The organism is Exiguobacterium sp. s132 (assembly GCF_018617235.1).
GTDB lineage: Bacteria > Bacillota > Bacilli > Exiguobacteriales > Exiguobacteriaceae > Exiguobacterium > Exiguobacterium profundum.
This window is the reverse complement of the sequence record NZ_JACSJU010000001.1, coordinates 121587-138698: the sequence shown is the minus strand read 5'-3', so window position 1 is coordinate 138698 and position 17112 is coordinate 121587. Positions and strand designations below refer to the sequence as shown.

The 17112-nt window shown below is 49.0% G+C and carries 19 protein-coding genes; 10 read left to right on the top strand and 9 right to left on the bottom strand.

Annotated features, from left to right (window positions below; all coding sequences use genetic code 11):
• Positions 1-219: 219 nt before the first annotated feature.
• Complete coding sequence (locus KNO78_RS00735; protein ID WP_214691190.1) at positions 220-738, bottom strand: VanZ family protein; 519 nt, start codon at positions 736-738, stop codon at positions 220-222.
• 158 nt (positions 739-896) lie between these two features.
• On the opposite strand from KNO78_RS00735, the gene KNO78_RS00730 reads away from it, so the two are divergent.
• Together KNO78_RS00730 and KNO78_RS00725 are read left to right on the top strand one after the other, a co-directional pair.
• A complete protein-coding gene (locus tag KNO78_RS00730) occupies positions 897-1373 on the top strand; it encodes a glutathione peroxidase (RefSeq protein ID WP_074037960.1) in 477 nt (158 codons plus the stop codon).
• A gap of 116 nt (positions 1374-1489) precedes the next feature.
• Entirely contained in the window at positions 1490-2569 is a 1080-nt protein-coding gene (locus tag KNO78_RS00725; RefSeq protein WP_251125269.1) for a peptidyl-alpha-hydroxyglycine alpha-amidating lyase family protein, read from the top strand.
• A gap of 43 nt (positions 2570-2612) precedes the next feature.
• Here the strand turns inward: KNO78_RS00725 and KNO78_RS00720 are convergent, their stop codons facing one another.
• Complete coding sequence (locus tag KNO78_RS00720; RefSeq protein ID WP_214691192.1) at positions 2613-3527, bottom strand: CAP domain-containing protein; 915 nt, start codon at positions 3525-3527, stop codon at positions 2613-2615.
• A gap of 13 nt (positions 3528-3540) precedes the next feature.
• Positions 3541-3993 carry a MarR family winged helix-turn-helix transcriptional regulator gene (locus tag KNO78_RS00715; RefSeq protein ID WP_159561931.1) on the bottom strand — a complete coding sequence of 151 codons (453 nt, stop codon included), beginning with the start codon at positions 3991-3993 and terminating at the stop codon, positions 3541-3543.
• A gap of 117 nt (positions 3994-4110) precedes the next feature.
• On the opposite strand from KNO78_RS00715, the gene KNO78_RS00710 reads away from it, so the two are divergent.
• Entirely contained in the window at positions 4111-4524 is a 414-nt protein-coding gene (locus tag KNO78_RS00710; protein WP_015881037.1) for an organic hydroperoxide resistance protein, read from the top strand.
• 94 nt (positions 4525-4618) lie between these two features.
• Complete coding sequence (locus tag KNO78_RS00705) at positions 4619-5461, top strand: metallophosphoesterase (RefSeq protein ID WP_214691193.1); 843 nt, start codon at positions 4619-4621, stop codon at positions 5459-5461.
• A gap of 28 nt (positions 5462-5489) precedes the next feature.
• On the opposite strand, the gene KNO78_RS00700 is transcribed toward KNO78_RS00705, so the two are convergent.
• The 3 genes from KNO78_RS00700 to abc-f form a co-directional block, all read right to left on the bottom strand.
• The gene (locus KNO78_RS00700) at positions 5490-6392 is read right to left on the bottom strand and encodes a cation diffusion facilitator family transporter (protein WP_214691194.1); all 903 of its coding nucleotides are present in this window, start codon (positions 6390-6392) and stop codon (positions 5490-5492) included.
• A gap of 111 nt (positions 6393-6503) precedes the next feature.
• Positions 6504-7274 (bottom strand): hypothetical protein, encoded by a 771-nt coding sequence (locus KNO78_RS00695; RefSeq protein ID WP_214691195.1) that lies wholly within the window; start codon positions 7272-7274, stop codon positions 6504-6506.
• Between the two features lie 11 nt (positions 7275-7285).
• On the bottom strand, positions 7286-8983 hold the full coding sequence (gene abc-f / locus KNO78_RS00690; RefSeq protein WP_214691196.1) for a ribosomal protection-like ABC-F family protein: 1698 nt from the start codon (positions 8981-8983) through the stop codon (positions 7286-7288).
• 367 nt (positions 8984-9350) lie between these two features.
• On the opposite strand from abc-f, the gene KNO78_RS00685 reads away from it, so the two are divergent.
• The 3 genes from KNO78_RS00685 to KNO78_RS00675 all read left to right on the top strand — a co-directional run bounded on the left by KNO78_RS00685 (position 9351) and on the right by KNO78_RS00675 (position 11778).
• Complete coding sequence (locus tag KNO78_RS00685; protein ID WP_230872783.1) at positions 9351-10256, top strand: MBL fold metallo-hydrolase; 906 nt, start codon at positions 9351-9353, stop codon at positions 10254-10256.
• Positions 10257-10317: 61 nt separating this feature from the next.
• Positions 10318-11151 (top strand): aldo/keto reductase, encoded by an 834-nt coding sequence (locus KNO78_RS00680; RefSeq protein WP_031421296.1) that lies wholly within the window; start codon positions 10318-10320, stop codon positions 11149-11151.
• Positions 11152-11163: 12 nt separating this feature from the next.
• Complete coding sequence (locus KNO78_RS00675; protein ID WP_015881030.1) at positions 11164-11778, top strand: PH domain-containing protein; 615 nt, start codon at positions 11164-11166, stop codon at positions 11776-11778.
• 42 nt (positions 11779-11820) lie between these two features.
• Here the strand turns inward: KNO78_RS00675 and KNO78_RS00670 are convergent, their stop codons facing one another.
• Entirely contained in the window at positions 11821-12339 is a 519-nt protein-coding gene (locus KNO78_RS00670) for a DUF1836 domain-containing protein (RefSeq protein ID WP_214691197.1), read from the bottom strand.
• A 127-nt stretch (positions 12340-12466) separates the two neighbouring features.
• Between KNO78_RS00670 and trhA the strand changes: the two genes are divergently transcribed.
• From trhA to KNO78_RS00655, 3 genes are all read left to right on the top strand, one after another.
• Positions 12467-13111 (top strand): PAQR family membrane homeostasis protein TrhA, encoded by a 645-nt coding sequence (gene trhA / locus KNO78_RS00665; protein WP_214691198.1) that lies wholly within the window; start codon positions 12467-12469, stop codon positions 13109-13111.
• 88 nt (positions 13112-13199) lie between these two features.
• On the top strand, positions 13200-13895 hold the full coding sequence (locus KNO78_RS00660; RefSeq protein WP_214691199.1) for a DsbA family oxidoreductase: 696 nt from the start codon (positions 13200-13202) through the stop codon (positions 13893-13895).
• Between the two features lie 104 nt (positions 13896-13999).
• Complete coding sequence (locus tag KNO78_RS00655; RefSeq protein WP_214691200.1) at positions 14000-15217, top strand: MFS transporter; 1218 nt, start codon at positions 14000-14002, stop codon at positions 15215-15217.
• A 24-nt stretch (positions 15218-15241) separates the two neighbouring features.
• Here KNO78_RS00655 and KNO78_RS00650 read toward each other — a convergent pair whose 3' ends face one another.
• Together KNO78_RS00650 and KNO78_RS00645 are read right to left on the bottom strand one after the other, a co-directional pair.
• Positions 15242-16336, bottom strand: coding sequence for an MBL fold metallo-hydrolase (locus KNO78_RS00650; protein ID WP_214691201.1), 1095 nt, complete (start codon positions 16334-16336; stop codon positions 15242-15244).
• Between the two features lie 195 nt (positions 16337-16531).
• Complete coding sequence (locus KNO78_RS00645) at positions 16532-17110, bottom strand: SCO family protein (protein WP_031421282.1); 579 nt, start codon at positions 17108-17110, stop codon at positions 16532-16534.
• Between the last annotated feature and the right edge of the window lie 2 nt (positions 17111-17112).

Genomic DNA, 17112 nt, shown 5'->3' with positions numbered 1-17112 from the left:
CATTTCGTTCGCTCTGTGACTCATTATAGCAATCTAAACCAAAAGTTATTTTACACTTATATTTCATTCGTATGACATTGACCTAATTTAGGTTTTATCCTTTAAAAAACGTGGGTATAGACAATATTTTGTTTGGTTCGTTGTCACAAAATAGTTTTAAAAAGAAAAAAAGCACTTCAAGAAAGCGCTTTTCACATAGTAACCCATTCATTTTTTTGACTACCTTAAGGCAACATAACCGGTCCGTTTGCTATTTTTCCGTTTCGAACGAAGTAATAACAACCCACCGAATAAGATGACACCTGCGGCAGCACCTGTACTATCCAAAAGGACATCTTCTAACAGCGCGGTCCGTTCAGGAGTCAAACTCTGATGATACTCATCAAAAATCGCCACCGTGTTCGCAAGTGCCCAGGCGAAGAGTAAGTTCAGTCCCGCATGAAGATTCGTTCGCGAGATGGCCTTCACGAATAATGCACCGAGAACGAGGAACGTGACGACATGTGCCGTCTTCCGCATAAAGAACTCAATCAATCCTGTCGTCCCCAACGTATCGAGCGAGATTTCCTTTCCTGCATAGTCGAACTGCACGTTCGCTAGCGTTGGTTCGATCCAGCTCCAATTGAATCGCTCGAGTGGCGAAACGATAGACTGGTCCGAGTAAGGCGTCGCACTTGATAAAAAGAGTCCGATTAAAATAAGCGCAATCCATATAAATTCATTTTTTAAAAATCGCATAACACCGTTCCTTTCTACAACGTTTTTCATTATACGGATTCTTTCTTCGGAATGATGTAACAGCGACATCATGATTTCATAACAATTTGATTGCACGCAACGCGTTCAAGTTCGAGTCTGTCTCCTTCTCTTGGTATACTACAAAAAAAGGGGGAATTATCATGATTTATGATTTTGAAGCAGTAGACATGAAAGGACAATTACAACCGTTAGCTACATATAGAGGCGACGTCTTACTCATCGTCAACACGGCGAGCAAATGTGGATTCACACCGCAGCTCGAAGGCCTCGAGTCACTTTACAACACCTATAAAGGACAGGGCCTACAAATCTTAGGTTTCCCGTGCAACCAGTTTGGTCATCAAGACCCGGGCTCCAATGAAGAAATTCAAGAGTTCTGTCAACTGAATTACGGGGTATCGTTCCCGATGTTCGCGAAAGTCGACGTGAACGGCAAGGATGCCCACCCACTCTTCACCTATCTCTCAAAAGAAGCGCCCGGGCTTCTCGGGTCGAAGGCGATCAAATGGAACTTCACGAAGTTCTTAGTCGATCGTGATGGAAACGTCATCGAGCGCTTTTCGCCACAGACGACACCGGCTGAAATTGAGGATGCGGTGAAGAAACTGATTTGACCTCATCCTGAAGGCGTAGATTGATTTCTCTCTACGGTCTAATTGGCGTTTACACTTAAGCCATCTATCATATTCTATGCACAGTAAATCGTGAAGGAGTGTCACACTTGTATAGAATGAAAAAAAGAATAGTGCTGGGAGTCAGCGTACTCCTCGCACTTTCAGTAACTCTTGTATGGCTTGCCCAAGGAAGAACGGACCCCATTTTCAAAGATGAATATGATGAAAAAGCCAAAAGTTCTCGATATACATCTAGTTGGGTTTGGCCCGAGAAGGACAGTGTCTCACATCGTGGAGGAGAAGGTAGCGGTGTCTCTACCTCCCCTTCAGGATATGTCTATTACTTACACCGCAGAGATGGAAGCTATGCGAATGAAGAATTAATCACGACCCCTACAATCACAGTGTTTGATCCAAACACAAACGAGATTGTCGATGAATTTGGGGACAACCTGTTTCAATCTCCTCACGGGATCGAAGTGGACGCTCAAAACAACATTTGGGTAACGGATATCATGTTGAATAAAGTTTTCAAGCTGGATGAACGTGGCAATGTTCTCGCTACGTTTGGGGACGATTATCGCCTCGGCACTGAGACAAGCTTACGGATTCGAAATGAACTGCCTAACTTCCCTGTCCCGATGAATGAATATACTTTCGCACGGCCAACTGATGTGACCGTAATGGAAGATGGTTCATTCATTGTGGCTGATGGATACCGAAATCATCGTATTGTAAAATTCAATCGTGATGGGAACATCCAATGGGAAGTTAATGCTTATGGTTCTTCCGATGGTGAGTTTAACTTGCCTCACGGAATCACTCACGATCAGTCAGGGAACATATATGTGGCTGACCGAAATAATGCTCGCATTCAAGTGTTTGACCAGGATGGACAACACCTTTCCACATGGGATGACACCGAAATCGGAAGACCTTACGGAATCGATGCAGGGAACGATGGCAACATCTATCTTGTCGATGGTGGCGATTATCTGAACGGGGAACGTGAAACTCCTAACAGTCAAATTGTCGTTTTAAGTCCGAAGGGAGAAGTCATTGAACGATTTGGTTCTTGGGGGAACAAGATGGGTCAATTGCGCATCCCCCACGATCTCACTGTACAAGAGGACGGAACAATTTTTGTCGCCGAACTACTAAACGAACGACTTCAAAAATTCACAATCACTGAATAAAGCAAACGAAAGAACGCGCTAAATTCGTCATTAGCGCGTTCTTTTAACGTGGTGTGATGAAATTAATTGTATAGAAAGGACTACCGTCGTCGTTGTAAGCGAGCCCGACGGCAGCATGGGTGAAGCGCGGCTGCATGATGTTCTCACGATGCCCTTTCGAGTTCATGAGTCCCCAATGCGCATGGAACACGCTCATCTGTCCCATGGCCAAGTTTTCGCCGGCCATCGAATACGAAAGTCCCGCTTCGTCCATTCGATCGAACGGGTCTTGTCCTTCTGGGTCCGTATGGCTGAAGAAGTCGTTCTCCGCCATGTTCTGACTATGCGCCCGTACGACCGGATAGAGCGGTTCATAGTCGGCTAAAGCGTTCAATTCAAACTTTTCACGGTCCCAGTTCATGAGGATGCGCATCAACTGCTCATTGGCGACCGTTCCCTCTTTCGACAAATCACCATAGTACCCCTCACTCGCCTCTTCGACACGGCGGTCGACCGACAAGATCCCTTTCAGGAGGTCATCATCATGCTGGTCAAAAAAGAAAGTGACATACTGACCATCGATTGCAAAAACGGAAAACGATGGATCGTCCGGAATCAAGTATCGATTCAATCCTTTATTATACGAAGTCACCGCCTCGAAGCCGATGTCCTCGACTTGATCACGGGTCGTTTCATTCAGTACGAGACCTCGATACGTGCTGCCTGTCTCGAACTGATAGAATCCTTTTTTCGCACCGTCCTCATCAATCAGTTCAAGTCCGCGGTCACCGCCACGTTCGACCAAATACCAGTCATGCCCGGCATACTGACTTGCGAACTTTGGCGTGTCTGTCGCTCGTTCGGTCGCCACCTCAGACTCAACCTGAATGCTCGTCGGGGCAGAGACGTTCGGCATCTCATATTGCCAAGCCATATAAAGTCCAATCCCCATCAAGAGGATGATCAATTTTCGAAACATGGCTCCTCCTTCCTTACTGCTCGCGCTGACGCTCCCCGAAATCGTGTAGTCTCGTCTTGATATCGGTAAGCATCTCCATGTATGCGACATACGTCGCTTCGTCTATATTCAGCATACCACTTACTTGTAGCGGTACATTCGCCGCCTGCTCACGCAACGCGCTACCGCTTTCGGTCAAACGAACGATGATTTTTCGTTCGTCGTCCGTCGCACGACTTTTCTCCACATAGCCGATTTGGATGAGCCGTTTGACGAGCGGCGACAATGTCCCAGAGTCGAGGGTCAACCGCGATCCGAGTTGTCGCAAATCGATTCCATCCTCTTCCCATAAGACAAGCATCACGAGATATTGACTATACGTCAGGTTTAGCGGTGCTAAAATTGGGCGATATAACCGGGTAAGCTCTTTTGAGGCGGTATACAATTGAAAACAGATTTGATGTTCTAACTTTAACGATTGGTCCATACTTAATCCTCCGTACTCTTCTTTAGCCAAGCATATCACTTGCGAAACTTTTTGACTGCTCTATAATTTAAATTGTGCACAACTTAATTGTTAAAAACGAAATGGAGGAATTCAATCATGAAATCACTATTCACAGCATCAGCAACAGCAATCGGTGGCCGCGAAGGTCACGTGAAATCAACTGACGGCGTCATCGACATGAACGTCTCGATGCCTGGCGCGAAACACGTCGACGGTGCGACAAACCCAGAACAACTTTTCGCAGCTGGCTATGCGGCTTGCTTCGGTAGTGCCCTCAACCTCATCATCGGAAAAGAACGTGTGAAGACAGATGGTTCAAGCGTCACAGGTCACGTCACATTAAACCAAAACGATGAAGGTTTCTTCATTTCAGTTGAACTTGAAGTCGAAATCAAAGGTGTTGACCAAGCAACAGCAGAACGTCTCGTTGAAGAAGCACACCAAGTGTGCCCTTATTCAAAAGCGACGCGCGGCAATGTCGACGTCAAATTGACAGCGAAAGCAGCATAATCTTCCATCCCGCTCGTAGGAGCGGGATTTTTTTTGCTTAACCCTGCCTATCGGAGTAAGATTAAAGACACGATTAAGGAAGGAGGGAGCACTGATGAAGAAACATAAATCGACTCTTCTTTTTGTTGCACTCGGCATTTTGTTGTTCACGGCGACGTACAATGGGTTGACCGTCCGGACGTATGACGTGACGTCCGATAAACTGTCAGCAGATGAGTCACTCCGCATCGTGCTCCTCTCCGACTTACACAGCGCCTCATACGGTTATAAACAGTCGATTTTGATCGACCAGGTTCGTGCACAGAAACCGGACCTCATCGCTTTACCGGGCGATTTACTCGACCGATATCGTTCACCTGAACCCGCCTTCGAACTAATCGAAGGGCTTGAAGGGATTGCGCCGATGTATTTCGTGACCGGCAACCATGAAATCGATGGATCGGATGACTATGTCCGTCACAATGTGAAAGACGTGTTTCGCTCATACGGTGTCAACGTTCTCGAAGACGAATGGGAGACGGTCACCATCAATGGAATCGACCTCGTCATCGGCGGGCTAGAAGATCCTCTTCGTGGGTTCAGAGAAAATATTTATACGGATTGGGATGCGGAGTCGACTGCGGCGATGCAGGACATCGCCCCCGATGAGACGTTCAAGGTACTTCTTTCGCACCGTGCCGAACAAGTCGATACGTATGCTAAACTTCCATTCGACCTCGTCTTGTCCGGACATGCTCATGGCGGGCAAGTGAGAATCCCTTATTTGATGAACGGATTATTCGCACCTGACCAAGGATTCTTTCCTGAATACGCCGGCGGACTCTATGAGCATGAGACGTTCACCCATGTGATTGGACGGGGATTCAATTACAGCTTCAACATTCCACGTGTTTACAATCCACCAGAGATTGTCGTGATCGATGTGAACGGAAAATAACGGACACTCAAGCGAGTGTCCGTTTTTCTTACCAGATGATTCGTTCTTCACAACATTGTCGTTCCCGTTCAATCTGGACCGTCGAACGTTCGAACGTCCCGTATTTCCGGATTCGTTCCGTCACTTGTCTCAAGACGTCTTGATCATCCGTCTCTTCTCCAATTAAAACGTGACAAGTAGCCGCATGTTCGCTCGACGAGATGGACCAGACATGCAAGTCGTGCACTTCTTTCACCCCGTCAACTTTAGCAATCTCTTCTTGCATCGCCCGGACGTCAATCTGTTCCGGCGACCCTTCCATCAAGATATGAATGGCGTCACGCGTCACACGATAACCACTGATTAAAATCAAAATCGCAACAAAGGCGCTTGCGACCGGGTCCGCCCACGTCCATCCGAACAACATGATGAGGATTGCTGCCGTGATGGCTCCGACCGAGCCGAGCAAATCTCCGAATACGTGTAACAACGCACTCTTCACGTTCAAATTATCTTTCTCCCCGCGCATTAAAATCCAGGCGGCAAGGATGTTGACGAGTAGCCCGATGATGGCGACGACAAGCATTCCACCACTTAGAATTTCTGGTGGCGCGCTGATTCGTTGGTATGCCTCGACAAGAATATAGACCGAGATGACGAGTAGTGTCAGCCCGTTAATGAATGCCGCTAAAATCTCGAAACGTCGATACCCGAACGTCCGGTTCGGTGTCGCCGCTTTCGCCCCAAATCGGACAGCGAGGAAACTGAGTCCTAACGCAGCCGCATCTCCTAGCATATGACCCGCATCCGATAATAGCGCCAAACTGTTCGTCCATAGTCCGCCGATCACTTCGACGACCATGAACGCCGCAATCAAGAGAAAGGCGAGTAAGAGCGCCCGCTGATTCGTCGAATGATGGTGATGGTGGTCGTGATCATGATGATGTCCCATAACTGACTCCTCCTTCTACTGTTTATCTTATTCCATTTTAACCAAACATTCAAACGTTCATTTGAATGAAAAACAATAAAAAAACGGGAGAATGAACTCTCCCGCTTTGTCTCATTTTTGCTCCAGACGGACACGCATGACGCCGCTATAAGGGAACAGTTTCAATTGGACCGTCTCACCCTCGAACCAAATTCCGGTCGCTTGTTCGCGAGTCGGTTGTAAGTCTGGCGTCGCGGTTACTTGTTTGTCCCAATCCACGGCCCGTACTTTTTGGTCCCGGACCATGAGGAAGAATCCATCATAGAAATGATACTCGTTCACTTGGTCACGTTGAACGGCAGAAGGACTGCCAAGCTCCGCACGGACGGTTTCGAGATCTTTCCCAATCCAGTCGAGGACGGACTCCGAAGCGTTTGGGACGACTTGTTGCCAAGCGGCAATCACCTCGTCATCCGATAAAGCTGTCGCCTCTGTCGTCACACTTTCTTCTGTGACCCAGCCGGTCAACCGCTCGTTCAACTGAACTTTCACAAATCCACTTACCGTCTCCAACCGTTCAAATCGATCACCCAAGTCGGCTTCATAAACGACCGTGACCCGGTCATCCGCGTATACTTTCGTATACGGTTGTCCGATATAAATCTTATCTGCTGATTCCGTCTCAGCATCAGCATCAGCATCAGCCGGTTGTTCCGACTCGGAGTCGACCATTTCCGTGGCAATCTCATCAGATTCCGGTAAAGCCGAGTCCTGTTTCTTGTCAATCAGTGCCGCGAACGCGATGATCCCGACCAAGGCGAGCATTAATGCCAATGCCGTCGTGATACGGAACACGCGTTTACGCTTCCGCGTCGTCGCACGCGACAATCTTCCTCCATTCATGTTCTTCACTCCTACTCGATTCGATTCATTTCACTCGTTTCGTCAAATGGTAGGAGGTTTCCTGCTTCATCAAAAAATTTCAATTCATCTTTTGTCAATTCGTCCATCGTTCTGACCATTTGTTCGACATCGACCGGTTCATCGCGCTCATCGTTCTCACATATGACAATGTGCTCTCCTAATTCAATCGTGCGCGAAGTCAGACGATGAAAGTAGCGGTCGTGGGAAATCAACAATAATCCACCCGGATAGACGGATAAGGCCGCCTCGATTTGTTCGCGTGTCGCCACATCTAAATAGTTCGTCGGTTCATCTAATGCCAACAGATGGGCATCCGAGAAGTACAAGATGAGAAACGCGATTCGACACTTTTCCCCCATGCTCGCCTCGGTAATCGGTCGGTGCACTTCATCTCGCCGGAACAAGAAGTGAGCGAGCAACGTTCGCGCCTCCGTCTCTCCGATCTCACTATTGGCGAGTAACGCCTCAAGTAACGTCCCGGTCTCCGGGAGACGCTCGAGCGTTTGAGAGAAATATCCGATCTTCAGACGAGGATGTCGCTTAATCACGCCCGAGTATGGTAATCTTTCGCCGATCATCACGTTTAATAACGTCGTCTTTCCGCTTCCGTTCGGTCCGATAATCGAGATCCGCTCTCCTTTATTCATCGAGAAGGAAAACGGTTCATAAAACGGATTGTCGTATCCAAACGTCACATCCTCACACGTCAGCCACGTCTTCGCTTCGAGCTCATCCGCCGCAAAACGGACGGAGATGGGTTTCTCCTCTTTTGGTTTTTGTGGACGATTGTCTTCGAGCTGCCTTAACTTCTGTTCTCTCGCCTTCATTTTGACTGCGAGATTGGCCGCTCCCTTTTGCGCTCCTGGACTGCGGACACTCGCTGTCGCTTTCGCCTTCAAATGCCATCCTTTATATTGGGCAATCATCTCGAGCAGTTCTGCCTTTCGGTTCTCGTATCGAGCACGAGCTCGCTCATCACGCACGCGTTCTTCTTCTTTTTGATGCTTATACGCCGTATAGTTTCCCTGATATCGTGTGACCCGGCCTTCTGACAGTTCAAGAATGGTCGTTGCGACATCGTCCATCAGTTGACGGTCGTGTGAGATGATGAGCACTGTCCCCTTGAACTGGTTCAACCACTTCGTGAGCCAGTCAATCGACTCGAGATCGAGATGGTTCGTCGGTTCGTCGAGCAGGACGAGGTCCACCCGCTTCATCGTCAGTGTTGAGAGCTGAGCTCGCGTCTTCTCGCCTCCGCTTAACTCGTTAATGTTTCGGAAGAGGTGCTCCTCCAGCCCAAGTCGAGTCAATGCTCTTGTCGCCTCTTGTTCCAAGTTGTACACATCGAGTGCGAGCGCCCGTTCATAGGACCGCATGACACGCATCTCGTCACCAGAAGAAACATCTTCATAGAGCGCATATCGTTCTGGATCACTGCGCATCGTCCACTCAAGTACGGTCATGTCTGTCGATTCGATGGTCTGTCGGACGAGTCCGACCTCTCCTTGACGTTCAATCTTCCCGGCTTGAGGGGTCAACTCCCCTGTCACGAGTCGGAAGAGCGTCGTCTTCCCGCTCCCGTTCAGTCCGAATAATACGGCACGCTCTCCAGCCGCGACCTCGAACGAGACCGCGTCAAATAATGGTTTCCGGTCATAGTCAAACCGGACTTGTTTTACTGCTAACATCTGTTTCACCTCGCTTATGAATCCGATACGCGATGAAACAAAAAACACCATCCGCTTCAAAGCGGTGGTGTGAAGGAATCCGTTCAAAGAGGAAAACGAGCGCTTCCCGTATTTGAAAAAATGGACACACTTCACCCGTGACTGTTCAAGCGAACAGTGATGATTCGTCTCATCGTTGGAGTGAACGTGTATTTTTCATGGCACGGTATACCTCTCTTTCCTAAGTTACTGCCACCTTATCAAATTGAAAGCGGATTCGCAAGAGTGTACCCCACAATCTCCCATTTTTTCTACTCCTTTAGGCGGATGCGGTGCACCTGTCCTCGCGATATGATGACAGTATATTCGAACAGTGAGGTGATGCATGATGCGTCGACGCATCCTCGTTCCGAGTGCCGTCTTGGCGAGCGTCGGAACGTTTCTCTATACACGATTCAAACGACGGCTCCCCCGTCCGCGTTTTAAATGGCCTGAACGTCCAGAACTGACAACCATTGATGAGACGCATGTGCAGGCGACGTGGATCGGGCATTCGACGGTCCTCATTCATTGGTATGGGCTCAAGATTTTAACAGACCCCGTCTTCTCAAAACGAATCGGTGTCCATCTCGGACCGCTGACAGTCGGCATGAAACGTCACACCGCTCCGGCCCTCTCCATTGAGGAGGTCGGCCCGGTCGATGTCATCCTACTCAGCCATGCCCATATGGACCACTTTGACCATAAAAGTTTGAAGCGACTCATCACTCGCGAGACGATTGTCGTCTCTGCTCCTGGGACGAGCCGCCTGTTGCGCCGATACCCAAGTCTGCAGACGCTCGAACTGCATCCACATGACAAAGTGACACTTGCGAACGGGCTCGATGTCCGCGCCATTCCCGTCAAGCATTGGGGCAACCGTTTCCCGTGGGACAAACATATGGGGTACAACGGGTACCTGCTCAAATACAAAGGGATTCGTATGCTCTTCGCAGGAGACACGGCGTACACCGACTCCTTCAAAGGACTCGCCGATCGTGAACCGATCGACCTCGCCTTTTTCCCCATCGGTGCCTATCAACCGGACTCGTTCCAGGAAGCGCACTGTACTCCGGAACAGGCTTGGATGATGTACAAAGAGAGTGGAGCGAAGCGTTTCTTCCCGATGCATTGGGACACGTTCGTCCTTTCTTATGAGCCTGTCGAGGAACCGTATCATCGTCTCGTCGCGGCCGCAAAACTCGACCGTGACCAAATTGTGATCAAGGCGCACGGGGAAAGCATCCGTCTGTAGTTTTTCCTTTCCCTTCATCCAAAATTTCGGTAACGTTATAGACGAGAGGGAGGGATTTTTTATGGAATGGACGACGTTGAATAATGACGTCAAGATGCCGATGCTCGGGCTCGGTGTCTATAAGGTCGAAGATGGCGCGGTGACGGTCGATACGGTCAAAGCTGCGCTCGATGCAGACTATCGATTGATCGATACGGCTGCGATTTATCAAAATGAAGAGAGTGTCGGACAAGCGCTTCGTGAAGCAGGCATCCCACGAGAGGACGTCTTTGTGACGACAAAGCTTTGGAACGAGTTTCACGGATTCGACGAGGCGCTCCAAGCGTTTCAGGATAGCCTAGATCGGCTCGGACTCGAGTATGTCGACTTGTTCCTCATCCACTGGCCGATGCCTCGTTTCGGTAAATTCGTCGAAACGTACAAAGCACTCGAACAATTGTATGAAGAAGGACGCGTCCGAGCAATCGGCGTCTCGAACTTTGAGATCGAGCATTTGGAACAAATCATTCAATCTTGCTCGATTGTCCCGGCCGTGAACCAGGTCGAGATCCATCCATATTTGTCTCAGAAAGAACTAATTGCATTCTGCAAACGATATGACATCCAAATTCAAGCGTGGAGTCCACTCATGAAAGGACGCGAAGCGCTCGAAGATGAGACGATTGTCAAGATTGCGAACGCTCACGGCAAGTCACCGGCTCAAGTGATCTTGCGTTGGCATTTACAGAACGGAGTCGCTGTGATTCCAAAATCGGTCACACCGAGTCGAATCAAAGAAAACATACAGGTATTCGACTTCACGTTGACGAAAGAAGAGATGGCGGCCATCGATGCGCTCAATCGTGACGAGCGGACCGGGTCCGACCCGAAAGAGATGCATAAAATCCATTACTGAGGAGTGAATGACATGTTCAAAAAACTAGCTTCTGATTTGACTGGCTTCAGCGACATCGGTGAGGTGATCGACCCGTCCGATTTCGATAAGGCGGACTCGGATGATTACGTCCTCCATGAGGATAACGAAAAGATCTACTTCTTGATCAAATCAAAATCGGATGAGTACTGCTTTACAAACTTAGGAATGATTCACCTCGACGGGACGAGCGCGATGAGTTCGAAACGAGTTCTGTATCGTTACCCTTACGCACACTATCCGATTAAGCACGTCATGTTCGAGACAGCCGGTACCGTCGACCTCGATGTCGAAGTCAAATTCACAATCGGCGACAAGCCATACTCAATCGATATCAACAAGAAGCAAATCGAGCACGTGAAAGATTTGTACAAGGCACTCCTTGCGATTGAAGAGATTCAGCGAGAAGGCCGTCGCATGATGGAGTATGCGAATACGTCGCTCACACACTCGGTGTCGATTTTGAGCGGACTCCGTGAAGGTGACATGAACGTCCCGAACACGTTCAAGGAATTGAACGAGCAATCGTTCGATTGGCTACAACGTCACTATCATGAATGGAACCGTAAAGACTTCGGTACGGTTTACGAAAAATACATCAATAACTAAAAACAACTCCTCCGCAGACGATTTGTCTTCGGAGGAGTTGTTTTAGTTCTCATCAATTAACTGCTCGGCCAATCGCTGATACAAGTGGCTCATGTGAACGGCAGACGCAATAGCGAGCGACCGCTGGATACCATTCTCTTTTTCGACCGATGCATTCAAAAGCGTGTCCGCCTGAACTTCGAACGCTTCTAAATTCTTCACTTTCTGCGCCTGATACGCCTCGTAGAAGTCCTCAAGTGAAAACGTCTCGTCCGACTCGTTCAAAGGGCGGAGTGTCTCCTTGATGTCACTGATTGACAGAAGGCCTTTCATCTCATAAATCAAACTGAGCAACATCAGATGTTCATTCGTATACTTCTTATTTTTGACAGGATGGAACAACTTACCCTTCGCATAGTTGTTGATCATCGTCTTCGTCAAAATAGTCTCATCTTCGTTCCGCTTCATCTTGTCATAATGTTGCTCGAACAATTGGATGACCTGATCCATGTATAAATCGATTGTCGGTAACACTTCTCTCGGAAGCGTCCCTTCCGTCTCGGTAATCTGTTTTGCTTTCATCTGTCTCACCTCACCTCTTCAGTATAATGAAAACTGCGACTTGTCGAAAGGTATACCTTGCTGTTTGTCCCTTTTCAGTATATCATGTAGTTATCGATACTACATGATGTGATAAGGAGTGTTTTACATGAATTCGATTTTCCGAGAACCGATTAACGCGTTGACGCATCTCGCCGGCGCGGTACTCGCTTTCATCGCGCTGATTGCCATGGTCGTCAAAGCCTCACTACTTGGCTCGCCACTCGCGATTATGGCAGCGATTCTATTTGGGATCAGCCTCGTCTTTCTCTATTTATCGTCCGGTCTTTACCATAGCATCATCGCCTCGCCGAACGTCATCGCTTTCTTCCGGAGAATCGATCATGCGATGATTTACGCATTGATTGCGGGTACATACGCGCCACTCACGTTACTCGCTCTCGAGGGACCGACGCGGTGGGTCCTCTTCGGTACCGTACACGCACTCGCCTTGTTCGGCATTGTCTTCAAACTCGTTTGGTTCCATGCCCCGCGTTTCTTGTCGACCGCGCTCTATATCGGAATGGGCTGGCTATCCGTCTTCTTTATCGGACCGCTCCATGAAGTGATTGGCAACGCCGGCATCTTCTGGCTCGTACTCGGGGGCGTCATGTATACCATTGGTGGACTCATTTACGGGTTCAAGCCAAAATTCGTCAACTGGCGCGGCTGGGGCTTCCATGAGGTGTTCCATCTGTTCATCTTGTTCGGAAGCTTCGCCCACTTCGTCTGTGTGTTCTGGTACGTCTTTTAAGTCCTCCTCGTGGAGGGCTTTTTTTCATGAGCCGTTTCCTGTACTTTGAATTCAAGATTTCCTACACTAAGGACAGGAGGGATTCATCATGAAAATTGAAGTATGGTCAGATTATGTCTGCCCGTTTTGTTATATCGGTAAGCGTCGTCTAGAAGAGGCGCTCGAACAGTTCCCACAGGCGGATCAAGTGGAAGTCGAATTCAAGAGTTTCGAGCTCGACCCGAACGCCCCGACGAATGATTCACGTACCATCTATGAGGCACTCGCAACGAAATATCGGATGCCGATTGAACAGGCAAAAGGAACGACAGCACAAGTCGCTGCACAGGCCCGCGAAGTCGGACTCGATTACGATTTTGAGAACATGGTCGTGACGGGTACGCTCGACTCGCATCGTTTGACACATTACGCGAAAACGGTCGGGAAAGAAAAAGAATTGTCGGAAGCGTTGCTGCAGGCGTATTTCGTCGACGCGAAACACATCGGGAACCACGATGTGCTGCTTGAAATCGCGACAAGCGTCGGACTCGATCGTGACGCCGTGCGTGACGTCTTGACGACTGACCTGTATACGGAAGACGTACGTGCAGAAGAAAAACGCGCGAGCGACCTCGGCATCACTGGTGTCCCGTTCTTCGTATTCGACAACAAATATGGGGTGTCTGGTGCTCAGCCGACGGAAGCGTTCACGCAAGTGCTCGAAAAAGTCTGGTCTGAGAACAATCCGACGATTCAAGTCCTTTCGAACGGCGCGACGTGCACCGACGACAACTGTGATATTTGATTTTTGATTGATGAAGAAGCCGACGTTCGGCTTCTTTTTTGTGGCTAAATGAATCATTCTCAAGCATAATTATTATCAACAGATAAGAATCGAGGAATACATTTATGTGGAAAAATCGGAACGTCTGGATCATCTTGACGGGCGAATTCGTCGCCGGTCTTGGTCTATGGCTCGGCATCATCGGGAACTTGGAATTTATGCAAGACCGTGTCCCCTCTGACTTTGTGAAGGCGGTCATTCTCGCCATCGGCTTACTTGCCGGGGTCGCCATCGGTCCGCTCGCGGGTCGCTTGACCGACCAAGGTTCTAAGAAAAAAATCATGCTCATCTCGAGCATCGTCCGGGCGCTCAGCGTAATCTTCATGTTCGTCGCCATCGAGACGAATTCGGTCGTGTGGATGGTCGTCTTTTTAATCATCTTACAAGGATCGGCCGCTTTTTATTTCCCTGCCCTCCAGGCAGCGATTCCGCTCATCGTGAAGGAACGGGAGCTTCTTGCCTTGAACGGCGTTCATATGAATGTGTCTACCTTGTCGCGTGTCATCGGGACGGCGATTGCAGGTGTCCTTTTGACACTGATCTCGCTCCGTAACGTCTACGCGCTCTCGCTCGTCGCCTACCTGTTGCTAGCGGTCGCGACGCTCTTCTTGAAACTCGATGAGACGAAAACGCCCTCGGCGAAAAAGGTCGATGCGAAAGCGTCGAGCGGTTTCAAAGACGTCTTCCCAATCATCAAATCGATTCCAGTCATCTTCATGACACTCGTCATGACGCTCATCCCGCTCCTCTTCATCGGAGGATTCAACTTGCTCGTCATCAACATCAGTGAGTTGCAAGATTCGACGGCGATTAAAGGATGGATTTATACGGCAGAGGGACTCGCCTTCATGACAGGTGCCTTTATGATTAAACGGATCGGAGAAAAATTCTCGGCGTTCTCGATTTTATTCTCGTTCTCGTTTTTAATCGGTGTCGCCCAACTGATGCTCTATTTTGCGGACATCCCGTTCATGTCCATTGCTGCGTTCGTTCTCTTCGGCTTCTCGGTCGGATGTTTCTTCCCGACGGCGGTCACGATTTTCCAGACACGGATGCCAAAAGAATATCACGGTCGTTTCTTCTCGTTCCGAAACATGCTCGACCGGATCATCTTCCAAGTCGTCCTTCTCGTGACAGGATTCTTCCTCGATTTGATTGGACTTCAGCTCATGGTCGTCTTGTTTGGAATTAGTTCGATTGCGATGACCTGCGCATTTCTTGTATACACGAGAAAGCATCAATTGCATATCGAGGAAGATTCCACAGAGAAGATGTCTTCCTAACAAAAAAACAAGCGGTGACCGAGGTCATCGCTTGTTTGCGTCTTCGAGCTCTCGCCACCACGCCGTCGTATCATTCCGACCGTCGAGCGTGATTCTCTCCCCGATTTTCGGAGTGAGGACGACTTCTTTTGGTAAAAGAGACGACATCTGTTCTGCCGGGTCGAACCAATCATGAAACGAGAGCGTGAACGCCCCCCAATGGATCGGCATCATTTGGTCGGCCCGTAAATCGTGAAACGCTTGCGCGGTCTCTTCCGGCTGCATATGGACGTCTGGCCAGCGCACATCATATTGCCCGCATTCGAGTGCAGCGAAATCAAACGGTCCGTACTGTTCGCCAATCATCTTGAAATGCGGAGCATAGCCACTGTCCCCACTGAAGAAGAGCCGATCCGTCTCACCGAGGACGACCCACGACGCCCACAGCGTGCTGTTGCGGTCCGTCAACGAGCGACCGGAGAAGTGACGCGCCGGCGTACAGACGAATGTCCACGACCCGAACGCATACGACTCGCCCCAATCCCGTTCTACGATTCGTTCTGCCCCGACACCCCATCGTTTCAAATGACTCCCTACCCCGAGCGGTACGATGAACATGGCGACCTTGTCTTTGATGGCAAGAATCGTTCCATAATCGAGATGGTCGTAATGGTCATGCGTCAATAAGACGACATCGATTTCGGGCAAGTCCTCGAGTTCGAACGGCAAGTCTTCACTGAAGCGTTCGTTTTTAGCGAACGGGAGTGGGGATGGGCTACGTCCAAACATCGGATCGACGAGCATCGTCTTCCCGTCCATTTGTACCATGAGCGCCGAATGACCGAGCCAATAGATTCTTGTGAAACTCGAGCCCGTCTTCTCCTCAAAATCGATTGGCACGATCGGAAGACGTTCGGTAGGCTTACGCAGTGACGTCACATCACGATAGTCGCGCGCCATCGACACCATGTCTTGCGTAGAGAAGTTCATCGGTGTCTCATATTGATTACGGAACTTTCCATTGATCCGGTTCGGAGATTGAAGCGATTTCGGCTTTCGTCCAAGTGGTTTGTACTGTGTCAGAATCGTTCCGGTGACAGCCGCCATTCCAACCAATGAGAGCAACATCGTCTTTTTCATGTAGGTCCTCTTTTCTAATAGTTCGTTGAATTGATTATAGCGTGCCTTCGCCGTTTCAATACGAGAAAGTATATTGATTCGCCTATCTTTCAAAAAATGGCGTGCTCTTCATTGAGCATTCTGCTTATTCCATTATAGCAGTTCTCTTAAACCAAAAAGACCTGCCCACCCGTGTTTGGTGGAGCAGGTCTTCGGTTAAGATTTTTGCAAGATTTTAATGTCGTTGATGATGTCTTCGGTCGGAACGTTTTGGAAACCAGGATACGCCTTGATGATTTTTCCTTCCTGGTCGACCAAATAGAAATACGTGCCGTGGTCGACTTGTGTACCTTCGTCAGGCTTCCGGACGAGCGCCTTGAAGTTCTGTTGGGCAAACGTTTCAATCTCGTCTTGCGAGTAGCCTGAGAGGAACTGCCAATCTGCTTTCGCAAGGTCATAGCCACTCATAAACTCTTTCATCTTCTCCGGAGTGTCCACCGTCGGGTCGACGCTGAAGGAAACGAATTGCACGTCTTCGACGCCCTCTTCTTCAAGCGCTTCATTCAGCTTTGTCATATTGTATGTCATCGGTGGACAGACTGTCTCACAGCTTGTGAAAACGAAATCCGCCATCCACACTTTCCCTTTTAAATCGTCAAGACTGACCATTTCTTCATCTTGATTCGTATATTCGAACGATTCGACTTCCCAGTTGAGCGGATCCTCAATCTCTTGACCACATCCTGCTAGGACGATGAGCATCGTCGTCAAACCAATCATCCACCATTTCTTCACAC